Below are 15200 nucleotides of genomic sequence, written 5' to 3' on the forward strand. Positions count from 1 at the left end.
CGAAATCTCCAGGGCGATCAGAAGGTGACGGTGACGTCCAGGCCATAGGTGCGCGGATCATTGACGATCCCGCTCTGGCCGAGGGACGCGTTGTTGAGCTTGTAGAACAGGTGTTCTTCGTCGAGCAGGTTGCGCGCCCACAGCGAGACGGCCAGGGTCGAGCCCGTGCTGTTGAGGGGGACGTCGATCAGGGCCACGCGGGCGTTCACGATGAAGGAGCTGTCGGTGAGCATCTGGTCGTACTCGCTGGTGTAGTAGCCGTCGGACCAGTTGCCGTCGAGGTGGAACTTGAGCGCGGAGAAATTGGCGAACGGCAGCAGGTAGTCCAGCGACACGCTGCCGGCGTTCTTCGGCGCCAGCAGCGGCTGCACGGTGACCTGCACGCCCGCGCCGAACGGGTCGACCGCGCTCTGCGCATCGATCCGCGTGTAGGCGTAGTTCAGGCCGACGGTGAGGTTGTCCACCGGCATCACGTTGAATTCCAGCTCCGCACCGCGCGAGGTGCCGTTGCTGAGCGCGTTGGTGGTTACCATCGTGGTGCGGGTCTCGCCGCTGTTGGGATCGAAGGGCAGCGAGAAATCCATCTGCTTGTGCTCGATCTTCGAATCGAACAGCGCGAGGTTCAGGCGCGCGCGGTTGTCCCAGAACTGCGACTTGAAGCCGAGCTCGAGCGCGGTCACCTCTTCCGGGGCGAAGGCGGTATAGGTCGTGGAGCGCGAGTTGGCGCCGCCGGCCTTGAAGCCGGTGCTGTACTTGGCATACACCATCGCGTTTTCGCCGAGGTCGTAGGCGATGTTCACCATCGGATCGAAGCGTCCCCACGCATCGTCGAAGGCAAGATCGGTGGCCGCGCCGTTGACGATGTACAGGCTGCCCTTCTTGTCATCGCGCGTATAGCGGCCACCGGCGGTCAGGTGCAGACGCTCGAGGGAGGCCGGCGTCCAGGTGGCCTGGCCGAAGATGCCCAGGCTGTCGGTCCACGCCTTGCTCGCACGATCGACGCGCACGTTGCCCAGGTTCAACGGGTTGGTGGCGGGATTGAGCGTGTAGCTGTTGCCGCCCGGCCCCCACAGCAGCATGTTGGGGGTCTGTGCGTTGTCGCCGGCGGTTTCGTGATAGTAGAAGGCACCCGCCAGGAACTGGATCTGCGAGGTGGTGCCGATCAGCTGGAACTCCTGGCTGTACTGGTGCTGGTAGACCTGGGCCAGGCTGTAGCGGCCGAACGGCGTGTTCGGGCCGCCATAGGCGGAGATCGCGTCGACCAGTCCCATGTCGAACTGGCCCTGGGTCAGTTCACGGTAGGAGCTGATCGACTTCAGTTCCAGGCTGTCGCTGAGCGTCCAGCCGAGGTTGAGCAGGTGGCCGCTGGTGCGGCCGATGTTGTCTTCCTGTGGGCCACCGAGAATGGCGGAATCACGTCGATCTTCGCTGGCGCCGGCTTTCTGCAGTGGGCTCACGTAGGGGCCCGGGACCAGCAACTGGGTGTGGTACGGCGTGGTGGCATCGTAGGAGCGGTCGAAGGCATACAGCGCGGAGAAGTCGTCGCTGGGCTGCCACAACGCGGTGATGCGGGCGCCGCGCTTGTCGTAGCTGTTGAAGTCGCGCTCGCCGCGCATCGGGTTGTCGGTGGTCCCGCCGCGCGTGGCCTGCACGGCGTCGATCTTGAAGCTGACATCACCCACTTTCGGCAGGTCCAGGTGCAGGCCGGTGGTGTAGCCGCTGTAGTTGGAGACGCCTGCGCTCACGCGGCCACCGAACTCGCCGGTGGGCTGTCGGGTGACGATGCTGAGTGCGCCGCCTTCGGTGTTGCGGCCGAACAGCGTGCCCTGCGGCCCCTTCAACACCTCGATGCGCTCGACGTCGTACAGCATGCTGCCCAGGCCCTGCGCGCGGCCCATGAACACACCATCGACATACACGCCAACGCCCGCATCGCGTGCGGGCTGGTTGGCATCACCGGAGGCGCCGATGCCGCGGATGCCGATGTTCAGTGCCGAGCTGCGGGTCGCGAACGGGGTGACCCGCAGCGAGGGGATCGAGCCATCGGACAGGCTGCCGATCGAGATCGCGCTGCGGTCCTTCAGTGCTTCGGCATCCACCACGGAGACCGAGATCGGGGTGTCCTGCAGATTGGTGGCGCGCTTCTGGGCGGTGACGACCACCTGATCCAGCGCGACGACGTCGCGGGCGGCGCTATCGGTGGTCGTGGCGGTATCCGCGTCGTTGGCCAGGGCGAGGCCGGGCAGGGCGGTGGCGATGGCGAGGGCTAACAGGTGGCGGTGCAGCTGGGCGTGGCGCATCGGAGTGTTCATGGAAGGAGGGGGCCGGCGCAGTCTGGGCGCGCAAAATGACAGATGAATGACCGTTCATTCAGTCGCCGGCTGTCGTACCATCCGTCCTCAACTGGACGCCTGCCATGACGAGCAATGACGCTTAATTCCCTTTCCGGCGTTGCCGCCGACGACACCGCCGCCGCCCGTGCCGAGGCGCAGCGACAACGCATCCTCGATGCCGCGCAGCGCTGCTTCATCGCCCGTGGTTTCCACGCCGGCTCGATCAGCGACATCGCCGCGGAGGCGGAGATCAGCCAGGGCCTGATGTACCGCTACTTCCAGAACAAGCGCGCACTGATCCTGGCCTTGATCGAACGGCAGCTCGCGCACGACGAGGAGGCGATCGGGCACATGCCGGCCGCCGCCGATCTGGTCGACGGGCTGCTGCGCTGCTACCAGCTGTGGGCGCGCGGCGAGACGCTGGAGACCCGCGGCAACGCCATCGCCAACGTCGCGCTGTATGCGGAGATCACCGCCGAAGCGCATCGCGATCCCGTGGTGGCCGAGGTGCTGCGCCGGCACGACAGGCTGACCAGTGCGGCGATCACCGCGTGGTTGCGGCAGCACGACATCGCGCGCGGCCGCACCCCCGAAGACGCCGATCTGGAACGCCGCACGTTGTTGATGCGGTTGCTGGTCGAGGGCCTGGCGATGCGTGCGGTACGCGATCCGGACCTCGCGGCGGAGACCGTGCGTGCGCTGCTGGCGGTGGCAATTGCGAGCGTGCTGGGCGAGTGAGGGGTAGTCACACGGGGTCGAGTGGACGCGGGAACGGTTGCCATTTAACGGGACGGTACAACGCCGTGCGCAGACTGGTTCCCTCTGCAACGCCCTTCATGCACCGGAACCGGAGATCCCATGTCCTTCAAAGCCCTCCTTGCCACGCGAAGCGGTGACAGCATCACGGCTGGCGTCGTCGATCTGACCGAACAGGATCTGATGCCCGGCGACGTGACCATTGCCGTGGAATATTCCACGGTGAACTACAAGGACGCGCTGGCGCTGAGCGGCCGTTCGCCCGTGATCCGTACCTTCCCGCTGATCCCCGGCATCGATCTGGCCGGCGTGGTCGAGACCTCCAGCCATCCGGGTTACGCCGCCGGTGATCGTGTGCTGGTCAACGGCTGGGGCTTGAGCCAGACCCATCACGGCGGCTATGCACAGAAGGCGCGCGTGCCGGGCGAGTGGCTGGTGAAGATTCCCGAGGCTTTCTCCAGCCGTGACGCGATGGCGATCGGCACTGCCGGCTATACCGCGATGCTGTCGGTGCTGGCGTTGGAGCATGGCGGTGTATCACCGGACCAGGGGGACATCCTGGTCACCGGCGCCAACGGCGGCGCCGGTTCCCTCGCGATCGCGCTGTTGTCCGCGCTCGGCTATCGGGTGGTCGCCTCGACCGGCCGGCGGGAGGAATCCGACTATCTCAAGGCGCTGGGCGCGGCCGAGATCATCGACCGCGCCACGCTGTCCGAACCGGGTGCGCCGATCGCCAAGGAACGCTGGGCGGGTGCGATCGACGCGGTGGGCAGCCATACCTTGGCCAACGTGCTCGCACAGACCCGCTATCGCGGTGTGGTGGCGGCCTTCGGTCTGGCCCAGGGGGCCGATCTGCCGGGCTCCGTGCTGCCTTTCATCCTGCGCAACGTGACGCTGGCCGGCATCGATTCGGTCAACGCGCCCTACGCAGCGCGCGAGCAGGCGTGGACGCGCCTGGCCAGCGATCTCGACCTGGGCAAGCTCGCACGCACCACGCAGGTGATCGGGCTGGCCGAGGTGCCCGCACGTGCCGGGCAGGTACTGCAGGGCCGCGTACAGGGGCGCACCGTGGTGGACGTCAACGCGTGATCCGGCCCGCACACGCGGGCGATGGGCAGCAGGGACCTGCGGTTGATCAACGCGCTACGCCGGCGGCGGGTGGGCGCCCTGCAGCGGCTTGACCAGCTGTTCGGCCATGGCCTTGTAGATCGGCACGCGGCACACCAGGCCGGAGACGCCGCGCGCGATCAGCACCGTTGCCAGAATGGGCAGCAGCATGTCGCTGCTGTCCGTCAGTTCCAACGAGATGACCGCGGAGGTCAGCGGTGCCTGGGTCACCCCGGTGAGGTAAGCACACATCCCCAGCAGGACGAAGATGCGCTCATCGACCGAGGGCATGATGGCGGCGAGGTTGTGGCCCAGGCCGGCACCGACGGCCAGGGCGGGCGAGAACAGCCCGCCGGGAATGCCGGCGACATAGGAGACCAGGTTGGCGAGGAGCTTCATCAGCCCGAACTCGTGGCCGACCGAGGGCGCGCCTTGGACCAGCCCCCTGGCCTGCTCGTAGCCGGTGCCGAAGGCGCCCGCACCAAAGGCCGCCGCCAGCAGGACCAGGGCGAGCCCGCACAGGGCGGCCAACAGGACGGGATGACGCTGCCGCAGCTGACCCAGCCAGCGTGGGCGGCCTGCCATGGTCAGCAGCACGGCGTTGGCGAACACGCCGCCGAGCAGGCCCGCGACGACGCCGCACAGGACGATCGCCAGCCAGGCCTGGCCGAGCGGCAGGGTCGCGGTGACTTTGCCGAAGTAGGTGTAGTTGCCGAGCAGGCCCAGCGATACCACGCCCCCCACGATGACCGCGGTCAGCAGCGTGCCGGAGAAGCGGTGCTCGAAACGGCCGCTGAGCTCTTCAATGGCAAACACGATGCCCGCCAGCGGCGTGTTGAACGCCGCCGCGATACCGGCTGCGCCACCGGCCAGCAGAAAGTGCGACAGCTCCTTGGGATCGCGGAATCCGAACCATCGCCCGAACATGTACATCACGCTGGCGCCGACATGTACGGTAGGGCCCTCGCGGCCCACCGAGGCGCCCCCGAGCAGGGACAGCGTGGTCAGGGCGAGTTTGCCTGCCGATACGCCCAGCGAGAGGTTGTCCCGCCGAAACGTCGGTGTTGGCACATCGAGCGCCGCGATCACCTGCGGAATTCCGCTGCCACGCGTGGGTTTGAGGGCGCCACTGGTCAGCCATGCCAGCAGCGCGAAGACCGCCGGCGTCACCAGCAGTGCCCACCAGATCGAGTGGGCAATGATCGACTGGAACACCCTGAAGGCGGCGTCGCTGGCCTTGGCGAACACGATCGCGACCAGGGCCACGGCCACCGCACCGCCCCACAGGGCCGCACGGCGCTTCCACGCATCCCTGGAAAGAAGAGGGCGTTGAGGGTCGGGAGAGGTCATGAACCGCATTGTCTCACGACGATCTGCCGGTCCTTTTCACTGAATCTGTCGGTTTGCGCTCAGAATGAGGTGGCACGGCTTATTTCCGCCCGCTCAGCGTGGAGGTGCCGAAGATCAACTGCTGCGCCATCGGCCGACCGATGAAGCGTGCGGGGAAGATCGGTGCCGGTGCGCTGGCCTCGTCCAGGCGCGCCAGATGTGCATCGCTCAGCACCACGTCCAGCGCACCAAGATTGTCTTCGGCCTGCGCCACGGTGCGCGCGCCGATGATCGGCGACACCACCGCCGGATTGGCCAGCGTCCAGGCGATCGCCACCTGCGAGCGCGACACGCCCAGTTCCCCGGCCACTTCGCCCACCACTGCGGCGATGTCCAGTGCGCGTTCGTTGAGATGGCCGATCGAGGCGATCACGCCCTTGCGACTGCTCGCCACGTCGGCACCATTTTCGTCGGAGAGATCGGCGCGCGTGTATTTGCCGGTCAGGATGCCGCCGCCGAGAGGCGACCAGGGCAGCACGCCCAGGCCCATGGCCTCGGCCATCGGCAGCAGTTCGTGCTCCACCGTGCGTTCGACCAGGCTGTATTCGATCTGCAGGGCCACCAGCGGCGCCCAGCCGCGGAGGTCCGCCAGGGTCTGCAGTTCGGCCACGCGCCAGGCGGGCGTGTTGCAGATGCCCAGATACAGCACCTTGCCGGTGCGGACGAGATCGTCCAGCGCACGCATCACTTCGTCCGGCCGGGTGGTGAAGTCCCAGGCATGCAGGTACATCAGGTCGATCCGGTCGGTGTCCAGCTGGCGCAGGCTGGTTTCGACCGAGCGCACGAGGTTGTAACGGTGGTTGCCGCCGGAATTGATGTTGGTGGCATCACGGGCCATCGTGAACTTCGTGGCCAGCACCAGGCGGTCGCGCCGGGCCTTGGCGAAACGGCCGAGGATCTGTTCGGCGGCACCATTGGTGTAGTTGACCGCGGTATCGATGAAGTTGCCGCCGCGGTCGACATACGCATCGAAGATCCGTCGGGCTTCGGCGTCGTCGGACCCCCAGCCCCAGTCGGCACCGAAGGTCATCGTGCCCAGCGACAAGGGCGAGACGCGCAGCCCGGCGCGGCCGAGCAGGCGGTAATGATCGAGCGAGGTGTGGGAGGTCATGCGAGTGTTCTCCGTGGCGGGCAGGGCATTGCCTGCGGGGGCGCCCATTGTTCCGGCGCGCCGCCATGGGCCGGTAGCCGTGTCCTCCGGGAAGCTTGCACGATCGTCCGGCGCTGACGGATGATGTCGGGCAGTACCAGCACGTCGATGGAGACGGCCACATGGCCTCGCTTGCAGAGTTCCGTGATGCCATCGCCCGGCATGCCCTGCGTGACGGCACCTTCGACTGCCGGCTGCCCGGCGTGAAGCTGATCCGGTGCAGCACCCCGACGATGCCCATGCCGGTGATCTATGAGCCGACCGTATGCTTCGTGGCGCAGGGCCGCAAGCGTGCCCTGCTGGGGTCGAGCGTCTATTACTACGATCCGAGCTGCTATCTGCTGGCATCGGTCGGGCTGCCGGTCATGGGAGCGGTGATCGAGGCGACCGCAGCGCGGCCGTATCTGAGCCTTCAGCTCGATCTTGATGCGGCCGTGCTGGGTGAGCTCGCGCTGCAGTACCCCCGGCCCGCCGCAGAGCACCGGGCGCCTGCAGGTCTTTCGCTCAACGCGATGACGTCTGGGTTGCTGGACGCCACGACACGCCTGGTTGCCTTGCTGGATTCACCGGCGGATGCGGAGGCGCTCGGTCCCCTGGCGCTGCGCGAGATTCTCTATCGGCTTCTGACCGGTCCCGATGGCAGCGTGCTGCAGGCGATGACGCGCGGCGACAGCCGGCACGGGCAGATTGCCCGCGCGATCCTGTGGATCCGGGCGAATTTCCGGGGTGCCTGCCGTATCGATGAGGTCGCGCGCATTGCCGGCATGAGTCGCTCGAGTTTCCATGCGCACTTCAAGTCGGTCACGGCGATGAGCCCGCTGGAGTTCAGGACGCAGTTGCGGATGCAGGAGGCGCGGCGGCTGATGGTCAGCGGGGGGCTGGATGCGGCGGATGCCGGTCACAGGGTGGGCTATGAGAGCCCCTCTCAGTTCAGCCGGGACTACGCGCGGCTGTTCGGGATGCCGCCGGCGACGGATGCGCAGAGACTGAGGTTGGCCGACGCATGAGCGTTGGCGTGCCGATGGCGGCGGGATGCAGCGCGAGGAGCTGCGGGACACCGTGGTGTGGCCGCACTCCCATGTTGCCCGCGCAGTGACCGGGTAGACCCGCCGGTCAGACCGGGGCGAAACCGCGGGTGGTCTTCTTTTCGTTCTTCTCCGCCTTCTTTTCCTTGGCGGTCTTGGCAGGTTTCTTCTTCTGCTCTTTCTGTTTGTTCAGGCCTTTGGCCATGGCGACGCTCTCCAGGTGGGTTGCAACGGGGCGAGCATGGCACATCCGGTGGCGGACAGGGCGCCAGGGCGCGTCGGCCGCCTTGGCCATATCAACGGCTGCTCGGGCATGTCTTTGCAACGACGTCCGGCGCGACCTCCCCACACTGCGATCCGCCTGCTGCGGCGTCCCCCGGCCCAGCCTCCGTCTCGCCGTCCACGGCATCCACGCCGGCCAGTTGCCGGGCCAGTGCAACATTGGTGATATGCCCCTGCAGAAAAAGCAGTCCGCCAAACAGGTTCATGCGCCTATCTCCACTTGAATGGAGTTGACGATAAGTTCAGGCAACCTGACCCGCGCGGCCGAGACGGTGAACCTCACGGTCAGTGCCCTCAGCCCCAGATGCGGCAACTGGAGCAGCGCCTCGGCTATCCGTTGCTGCTGCGCCAGCCACGCGGTGTGCGGGTCACGCCGGAAGGGCAGCGCTTGCTGGATCAGGTCGCACCACATCTGGATGCGATCGGGCAGGCGTTCCAGCCGTTCGCGGCGCGCCATGACCGGGTCCTGACGGTGAGCGCGCTGCCTTCGATGGCCTCCAACTGGCTGGTGCCGCGACTGGGCAGGTTCGTCGCCGCCTATCCGCAGATCGAGATCAATCTGGAGTCCAGCGAGCGCCTCACTGATTTCGCACGCCAGTTGCAGATCGACGCGGCGCTGCGCGTAGGTACAGGCCAGTGGCCGGGGTTGACCGCCGAGCCGATGTTCGACGAGTGGCTGGTGCCGATGGCCAGTCCCGCACTCGTACAGCAGATGGGCGGTGTGGATGGACAGCCCATCTCGCACTGGCCGCTGCTGGGCGACCCGGATGGCGAGTGGGACCGGTGGTTTGCGCTGGTGGATGACACGCCGCCGGCGCGCTATGTGGCGATGCTCAATGATTCCGAAGCGCACCATCGCGCCGCGCTGGATGGCATCGGCGTGGCCTTGGGGCGGGTGACGCGGGCGCGCCTGCTGCTCGATTCCGGGCAATTGATCGCGCTGTCACCGCACCGGCTGAAGACGCGCTGGTCGCACTGGCTGGTGTACCCGCCGCGATCGGCGACGCATCAGGGCTTCCTGGCCTTTCGCGATTGGCTGCACGCCGAAGCGGCTGAGCATGCGTTGCACATGAATACCGCGGGCTAACCCGTGGAACGGGGCCGCGGGCTGGTCGTGGCAATGGATGACCGGGCGATGTCAGCTCATGCCGGGGTCGGCCAGTAGACACTGTCCGGGGTCGAGCGTGCGCCGAAAATGGCCTGGCCGACCCTTACGACCGTCGCGCCTTCCTCGATGGCGATGTCGAAATCGCCCGACATGCCCATCGACAGTTCTTCCAGGCGGATGCCCGGTGGCAGCGTGGGGCGCAGCCGCTCGCGCAGGTCGCGCAGCCGCGTAAAGCACGGGCGTACCTGTTCCGGGTCCGACGAGAACAGCGCCAGGGTCATCAGCCCGCGCACGCGCAGGTTCGGGAACGCCGGGAGCTGCTGCACGAAGTCGGCGACCTCGATCGGGTCCAGGCCGTACTTGCTGTCCTCACCAGAGGTGTTGACCTGCACGAAGACGTCCAGCGTGCGCTGCTCCAGTGCCAGCCGCTGATCCAGCGCCTGTCCCACCCGCAGGCTGTCCAATGCCTGGAACTCACTGGCGAAGCGCGCCACGTCACGTGCCTTGTTGGTCTGCAGGTGGCCGATCACCGACCAGCGCAGGCCGGGCAGGTCGGCCATGGCCGCGGCTTTGCGCTGGGCCTCCTGCACCTTGTTCTCGCCCAGCTCATGGCAGCCGGCTTCCCACGCCATGCGCAGGCGGGCTTCATCGACGGTCTTGCTGACCGGCAGCAGGCGCACGCCGGCCGGGTCGCGACCAGCCAGTGCGCAGGCACGGGCGATGCGTTCGCGCACCGCCTCCAGGTTGTGGCGGATTTCGTCGACGGTAGTGGCCTGGGGCCAGGTGGGGGCAGCGATGGGCATGCGGGCTCCGGAAGCGGGGACGGCTGCGGCGCGTCGGCGCGCCGGCAGGGCGGTCCCGTGACAACGGACAGGTTGTCATAGCGCTACCCGAAAATCACCGCCCGCCGATATCAGGGCGCCGCGGCGGAGTGCGGGCTGACGTAGTGCGATTGTTCGTCGTTGTTGAGGAAGATCAGCTCCGGTTTGCCCTGCCAGGAGGTCAGCATCGCGCCGGTGCTGTTCTGGTGCTTGACCACGAGGGTAGCGCCGCGGTCAGGGTTGGCGGTGACCTTGAACACTTCGGTGGTGCCGGTGGCATCGTCCAGGGTGAGGATCGCCTCGTCGCCGACATCGGCGGTGCCGTACCCGCCACGCTCGGAGCCATCGGCACCGAGCAGGATCAGGCCCGACAGCGGTGACGCGCGCGGCCCCTGGGCTACACCTTTGGTGAGCGGGTCGGGGACCGGCGCGCCGAGAATCACCCGCGCCTGGCCGTTGGCATCGCGGATGACCAGGCCCCGCGCGGTGATGACGCGCTCATCGGACTGGCTCTGGTGCAGGCGCAGCGCGGTCCACCCGGACACCGCCAGAGCAAGGCTGGACACAACCAGCGTGGTGAGGGTCAGCGCGCGCGACATACCGTCTCCGGATCCTTGGAAGGGTGCGACCATACCGGATAGGCCATTCGCGACACCAGTCGGAAAACTCTGGAATTGAATTCAGAGTGTGAGGTGGGTCACGAGATGGCTCAGCGGAAATCGCGACTGTGGGTACGCACGCCGTCGATCAGGCTGTCGATGTTGTGCATCTGGCGGACGATCAGGTGCTGCACGCCGTCCACGCGTTCGAGGCGGCCATCGATCTGCATCAACTGCGCTTCGACCAGCACGCGATGCTGGCGGTCGGCGATCTTGCGCCAGACCACCGCGTTGACCATGCCGCATTCGTCTTCCAGGGTGAGGAAGGTGACGCCACTGGCGGTCTGGGGGCGCTGGCGCATGCGCACCAGGCCGGCAAACCGCACACTGCGCCCGTGCGGCAGTGCGATCAGTTCGTCGGAGCGGTGGCAACGGCGCTGGCGCAGTTGGCTGCGGATGAACGACACCATGTGCCGGCCCAGCGTGGTGCCGGTGCTGTTGTAGTCGGCCTGCATGTCCTCGAAGGCGCTCGGCAACGGCAGCGGCACGGCGGTTTCAGCGGTGGCGCGCGCGGTCTCGAACAGCGGCAGTGGCTTCTCAACGCCGGAAACCTCCCAGCGCGCGCGATGGCGATGGCCGCTCAAGCCCTTGAGTGCGCCGGCATCGGCCAGCAGGCCCTGGTGGCGACGGTCCAGCTGCGCGCGCTGGCTCAGGTCGGCAACGCTGTCGAACGGCGCGCGGTGGCGCGCCTGTACCAGTCCGGTGGCGACCGCCTCGCTGAAGCCATCGACCAGGCGCAGGCCCAGGCGGATGCCGAATGGGCGACCCGGCGAGGTGGGCGGGACCAGCGTGCAGTCCCACGCGCTGTAACGCACGTCCACCGGCAGCACCGGCACGCCATGGCGGCGCGCGTCCTGCAGGATCTGGTCCGGGGTGTAGAAGCCCAGTGGCTGGCTGTTGATCAGGCTGGCGGCAAACGCGGAGGGGTGGTGGCACTTGAGCCAGCAGCTGACATAGGTGATCAGCGCAAAGCTGGCCGCGTGGCTTTCCGGGAAGCCATAACTGCCGAAGCCCTTGATCTGCTCGAACAGGCGCTCACCGTACTCGCGGCTGTAGCCGTTGGCGGCCATGCCGGCGAGCAGTTTGTCGCGGTGCGGCTCCAGCCCGCCGTGGCGCTTCCAGGCGGCCATCGAACGGCGCAGCGCATCGGCCTCGCCCGGGCTGAAATCGGCGGCGGCGACCGCCAGCTGCATCACCTGTTCCTGGAACAGCGGTACGCCCAGCGTGCGCTTGAACACCTTCTCCAGCGCGGGCGGGTAGTCGATCTCTTCGATGCCTTCTTCTTTCAGCTTCTTCCGTCGATTCAGATAGGGATGGACCATGTCGCCCTGGATCGGACCCGGGCGCACGATCGCCACTTCGATCACCAGGTCGTAGAAACAGCGTGGCTGCATGCGCGGCAGCATCGCCATCTGCGCGCGCGACTCGATCTGGAACACGCCCAGGGTGTCGGCGCGGCAGATCATGTCGTAGGTGGGGCCATCATCCGGCGGAATCTTCGCCATGCTCATCGGCGGTTCGCCATGTGCCTCCAGCATCGCCAGGCATTTGCGCACGGCGGTAAGCATGCCCAGCGCCAGGCAGTCGACCTTCATCAGGCCGGTGGCATCCAGGTCGTCCTTGTCCCACTGGATCACGGTGCGGTCGGCCATGGCCGCGTTCTCCACCGGCACCATGGTGGACAGCGGATGTTCGGAGATCACGAAACCGCCCGGGTGCTGGGACAGGTGGCGCGGGAAGTCGACCAGCTCGGCGGTCAGCGCGACCACCCGCCGCATCAGCGGGGTCTCCGGATCGAAGCCGCGCTCGCGCAGCGCCTCGGGCAGCGGCTCGTGGCTGCTCCAGCGGTCCAGGCAGGCGGCGAGTTCATTGACCTGGTCCGGCGGCAGGCCCAGCACCCGCGCCACATCGCGCACCGCGCTGCGGCCACGGTAGCTGATCGCCACCGCGGTCAACGCAGCGCGTTCGCGGCCGTAGCGGTTGAACACGTACTGCAGGACTTCCTCGCGGCGCTCGTGTTCGAAGTCGATGTCGATGTCCGGCGGCTCGTCGCGCTCGGCGGAGATGAAGCGCTCGAACAGCAGGTCCATGTCGCTGGGGTCGATCTCGGTCACGCCCAGCACATAGCACACCGAGGAATTGGCGGCCGAGCCGCGGCCCTGGCAGAGGATCTGCTGGCTGCGCGCGAAGCGCACGATATCGTGCACGGTCAGGAAGTACGACGCGTACTGCTTGGTGTGGATCAGCGCCAGCTCGTGTTCGATCTGGTGGCGCTGCCGGGGCGTCTCGCCCGTTGGCCAACGCCATCGCATGCCTTCCTCCACCAGCACCCGCAGCCAGCTGGCCGGGTCGTGGCCGGCCGGCACCAGTTCGCGCGGGTAGGTGTACTGCAGCTGCTTGAGATCGAAGTGGCAACGCTCGGCGATGCGCAGCGTCTCGGCCAGCAGCTCGGGCGGGTACAGCGTGGCCAGGGCCTGGCGGGTGCGCAGGTGGCGCTCGCCATTGGCGAACAGGCGCCAGCCGGCGTCGCCGAGCGTGCAGTGGTGGCGGATCGCGGTGAGGGTGTCCTGCAGCGCACGGCGGCGGCGCACATGCATGTGCACATCGCCGCTGGCCACCAATGGAATGCCCTGGTCGCGGCCGAAACGACGCAGGCGCTGCAGGCGCGCGCGGTCGTCGGCCTCGCGGTGCAGTTCAACCGCCAGCCACAGCCGCTGCGGGAAGCAGGCCTGCAGCCACTGTGCATCCTCGATGCCCGGGGTGGCGTCGGCCCACAGGCACAGCAGGCCGGCATGCAACGATCCGATGTCGCTGCGCAGGCAGCGGTACTCGCCCTTGGGCGCGCGCCGGCGGCAGGTGGTGATCAGCTGGCACAGCGCGGCGTAGCTGCCCTGGTCGGTGCACAGCAGCACCAGCTTGGGGCCGTCCTCCAGCTGGAATTCAGCGCCGGTGATCAGTGCCAGCTGGTGCTTCTGCGCAGCCTGCCAAGCGCGCACGATGCCGGCCAGCGAACACTCATCGGTGATCGCCAGCGCGTGATAACCCTGACCCTTGGCGCGCGCGAACAACTCCTCGGCGATGGACGCGCCGCGCTGGAAACTGAAGGCCGACAGGCAGTGCAGCTCGGCATACCCGGGCAACGGCGGCGCGCTCATGCGAACCAGCCGTGCAGCATGAAAGGTCCGCTGCGTGCATCGGCGGCGGTATAGGCCCAGCCGCGCTGGCCGTGGCCGGTTTCGATGACGTAATAGTCGCGGCGGATGTCGCCGGCATCCCACCAGCCCGATTCGATCCGCTCCGGCCCGGACAGGATGCGCAGGTGCGGATCCTGCAACGCCTGCGGCTGCGCCAGCAGCCAGCCCGGACGCAGCGGCAGCACCGGTGGCCGGGCTTTGGGGGCGCCCTGGGCATCGCCGCTCGCGCGTTCGGGCCGGTGCTCGGCACGCAGCCCCAGCCCCTGCACGGCGTCATCGCCGAGCCGCGCCCGCAGGCGTTCGCGCAGCTGCTCCCATGGCATCGCCTGCTGCGGGCGCGGGTCGAACAGATCGCGTGCGGCCGGCACGAACGGCGGCAGTTGCTCGGCCTGCAGCCGCAGGCCGCGGCTGCCCGCCGGCAACTGCAGATGATCGACGCGGTTGCGGGCCAGTTCGAACAGCATCGCCGGTTCGCGCTCGGGCGCGAGCAGGCCGATCGAGAGCCGCGTATCCGGGTGGTTTTCGTGTTCGAACCACAGATCGAACTGCAGCACGCCGCCATCGCGCGAGCACAGGAAGGCGGCCAGGTCGGTGGTCAGCCGCCGCAGCGGGAACAGCATCGCCTGGGTGGACTCGACCTCGTACTCGAACTCGATGCGCGCATCGAAGCGGTCCGGTGGCTGGAAATAGCGCAGCGGCGGCGTGCTGATCCCACGCAGCGCATCCAGATGCGCCAGTACCTGCGGCGCGAAACGCCGCGCCAGGCTCTCCCGTGGCAGGCCGAACGCGGCGCCCAGCGTGCGCAGGCCCGAGCGCGCCAGCACCGTGACCGCCTCGACCGGCAGCCCGCTGCGTTCGATCGGCACCTGGGCCAGGGCCGCGCCCAGCTGGTGCGCATCCACGCCGAGCCGGCCATGCACGCGGGCCAGCACACTGGCGGCATGCGGATTCGGTGCGGCCACCAGCCGATGCCGGAAGCCCAGCTCGGTCAAGCCGCGGGTGAGCCGCTGCTCGACCTTCGGCCAATCACCGAACAGGGCGCGGCTGGCCCGGATTTCCAGTGCCAGCGCATGCGGGAAATCCAGGCTGACCTGCGAGCTGATGCCGTACAGCCAGCTCGCCAGCAGCTGGCGGGTGGCCTGCTCGGCGCGCGGGTCGTATTCCACGCTGAGCATGTCGCGGGTGAGCACCTGCGCGGCCGAGAGCAGCATGCCGCGGCGCAGCCCGAGCTGCCGTGCCGAGGGACTGACCGCATGCAGCACGCGCCGCTGCGCCGGGCCGGTGACCAGCACCAGCGGCGCGGCCGGATCCGGTTGCTGGCGCAGGGCAGCGTCCAGCGCCAGGTGCGGCAGCAGCAGGCAGGCCCAGTCCACGGC

Annotated in this window: 10 protein-coding genes and 2 pseudogenes; 4 read left to right on the top strand and 8 right to left on the bottom strand. The window is 67.9% G+C overall.

Annotated elements, in window-relative coordinates; all coding sequences use genetic code 11:
* Nucleotides 1-17: 17 nt before the first annotated feature.
* On the bottom strand, nucleotides 18-2300 hold the full coding sequence (locus HDC96_RS03325; RefSeq protein WP_179458724.1) for a TonB-dependent receptor: 2283 nt from the start codon (nucleotides 2298-2300) through the stop codon (nucleotides 18-20).
* A 126-nt stretch (nucleotides 2301-2426) separates the two neighbouring features.
* On the opposite strand from HDC96_RS03325, the gene HDC96_RS03330 reads away from it, so the two are divergent.
* Both HDC96_RS03330 and HDC96_RS03335 read left to right on the top strand, forming a co-directional pair.
* Nucleotides 2427-3071 carry a TetR/AcrR family transcriptional regulator gene (locus HDC96_RS03330; RefSeq protein ID WP_179458725.1) on the top strand — a complete coding sequence of 215 codons (645 nt, stop codon included), beginning with the start codon at nucleotides 2427-2429 and terminating at the stop codon, nucleotides 3069-3071.
* Nucleotides 3072-3191: 120 nt separating this feature from the next.
* Nucleotides 3192-4178, top strand: coding sequence for an MDR family oxidoreductase (locus HDC96_RS03335; RefSeq protein ID WP_179458726.1), 987 nt, complete (start codon nucleotides 3192-3194; stop codon nucleotides 4176-4178).
* A 90-nt stretch (nucleotides 4179-4268) separates the two neighbouring features.
* Here HDC96_RS03335 and HDC96_RS03340 read toward each other — a convergent pair.
* A pseudogene (locus HDC96_RS03340) lies at nucleotides 4269-5546 on the bottom strand (chloride channel protein); the annotation flags it as partial.
* A 79-nt stretch (nucleotides 5547-5625) separates the two neighbouring features.
* Entirely contained in the window at nucleotides 5626-6696 is a 1071-nt protein-coding gene (locus HDC96_RS03345; RefSeq protein ID WP_179458728.1) for an aldo/keto reductase, read from the bottom strand.
* 161 nt (nucleotides 6697-6857) lie between these two features.
* On the opposite strand from HDC96_RS03345, the gene HDC96_RS03350 reads away from it, so the two are divergent.
* A complete protein-coding gene (locus tag HDC96_RS03350; RefSeq protein ID WP_179458729.1) occupies nucleotides 6858-7742 on the top strand; it encodes an AraC family transcriptional regulator in 885 nt (294 codons plus the stop codon).
* Nucleotides 7743-8056: 314 nt separating this feature from the next.
* On the opposite strand, the gene HDC96_RS03355 is transcribed toward HDC96_RS03350, so the two are convergent.
* The gene (locus HDC96_RS03355) at nucleotides 8057-8248 is read right to left on the bottom strand and encodes a hypothetical protein (protein ID WP_179458224.1); all 192 of its coding nucleotides are present in this window, start codon (nucleotides 8246-8248) and stop codon (nucleotides 8057-8059) included.
* Nucleotides 8249-8266: 18 nt separating this feature from the next.
* Here HDC96_RS03355 and HDC96_RS03360 point away from each other — a divergent pair.
* Nucleotides 8267-9129 (top strand): annotated as a pseudogene (locus HDC96_RS03360) (LysR substrate-binding domain-containing protein).
* A gap of 56 nt (nucleotides 9130-9185) precedes the next feature.
* Here the strand turns inward: HDC96_RS03360 and HDC96_RS03365 are convergent.
* The 4 genes from HDC96_RS03365 to HDC96_RS03380 form a co-directional block, all read right to left on the bottom strand.
* Nucleotides 9186-9953: a YggS family pyridoxal phosphate-dependent enzyme gene (locus tag HDC96_RS03365; RefSeq protein WP_179458730.1), complete on the bottom strand. Its 768-nt coding sequence runs from the start codon at nucleotides 9951-9953 to the stop codon at nucleotides 9186-9188.
* Between the two features lie 110 nt (nucleotides 9954-10063).
* Nucleotides 10064-10570, bottom strand: a complete 507-nt coding sequence (locus tag HDC96_RS03370) for a hypothetical protein (RefSeq protein ID WP_179458731.1) — start codon at nucleotides 10568-10570, stop codon at nucleotides 10064-10066.
* 110 nt (nucleotides 10571-10680) lie between these two features.
* Nucleotides 10681-13785, bottom strand: a complete 3105-nt coding sequence (locus tag HDC96_RS03375) for an error-prone DNA polymerase (protein WP_179458732.1) — start codon at nucleotides 13783-13785, stop codon at nucleotides 10681-10683.
* Complete coding sequence (locus HDC96_RS03380; protein ID WP_179458733.1) at nucleotides 13782-15197, bottom strand: DNA polymerase Y family protein; 1416 nt, start codon at nucleotides 15195-15197, stop codon at nucleotides 13782-13784. Before HDC96_RS03380 ends, HDC96_RS03375 begins: the two co-directional genes overlap by 4 nt.
* Nucleotides 15198-15200 lie beyond the last annotated feature (3 nt).

Source organism: Stenotrophomonas sp. JAI102 (genome assembly GCF_013409105.1).
Taxonomy (GTDB): Bacteria; Pseudomonadota; Gammaproteobacteria; order Xanthomonadales; family Xanthomonadaceae; genus Stenotrophomonas; species Stenotrophomonas maltophilia_AA.

What these genes read in the sequence shown, in the direction of transcription:
- HDC96_RS03325 (WP_179458724.1), bottom strand. Translation starts at nt 2,300, where the DNA reads ATGCGCCACGCCCAGCTGCACCGCCACCTGTTAGCCCTCGCCATCGCC.
- HDC96_RS03330 (WP_179458725.1), top strand. Translation starts at nt 2,427, where the DNA reads ATGACGCTTAATTCCCTTTCCGGCGTTGCCGCCGACGACACCGCCGCC.
- HDC96_RS03335 (WP_179458726.1), top strand. Translation starts at nt 3,192, where the DNA reads ATGTCCTTCAAAGCCCTCCTTGCCACGCGAAGCGGTGACAGCATCACG.
- HDC96_RS03345 (WP_179458728.1), bottom strand. Translation starts at nt 6,696, where the DNA reads ATGACCTCCCACACCTCGCTCGATCATTACCGCCTGCTCGGCCGCGCC.
- HDC96_RS03350 (WP_179458729.1), top strand. Translation starts at nt 6,858, where the DNA reads ATGGCCTCGCTTGCAGAGTTCCGTGATGCCATCGCCCGGCATGCCCTG.
- HDC96_RS03355 (WP_179458224.1), bottom strand. Translation starts at nt 8,248, where the DNA reads ATGAACCTGTTTGGCGGACTGCTTTTTCTGCAGGGGCATATCACCAAT.
- HDC96_RS03365 (WP_179458730.1), bottom strand. Translation starts at nt 9,953, where the DNA reads ATGCCCATCGCTGCCCCCACCTGGCCCCAGGCCACTACCGTCGACGAA.
- HDC96_RS03370 (WP_179458731.1), bottom strand. Translation starts at nt 10,570, where the DNA reads ATGTCGCGCGCGCTGACCCTCACCACGCTGGTTGTGTCCAGCCTTGCT.
- HDC96_RS03375 (WP_179458732.1), bottom strand. Translation starts at nt 13,785, where the DNA reads ATGAGCGCGCCGCCGTTGCCCGGGTATGCCGAGCTGCACTGCCTGTCG.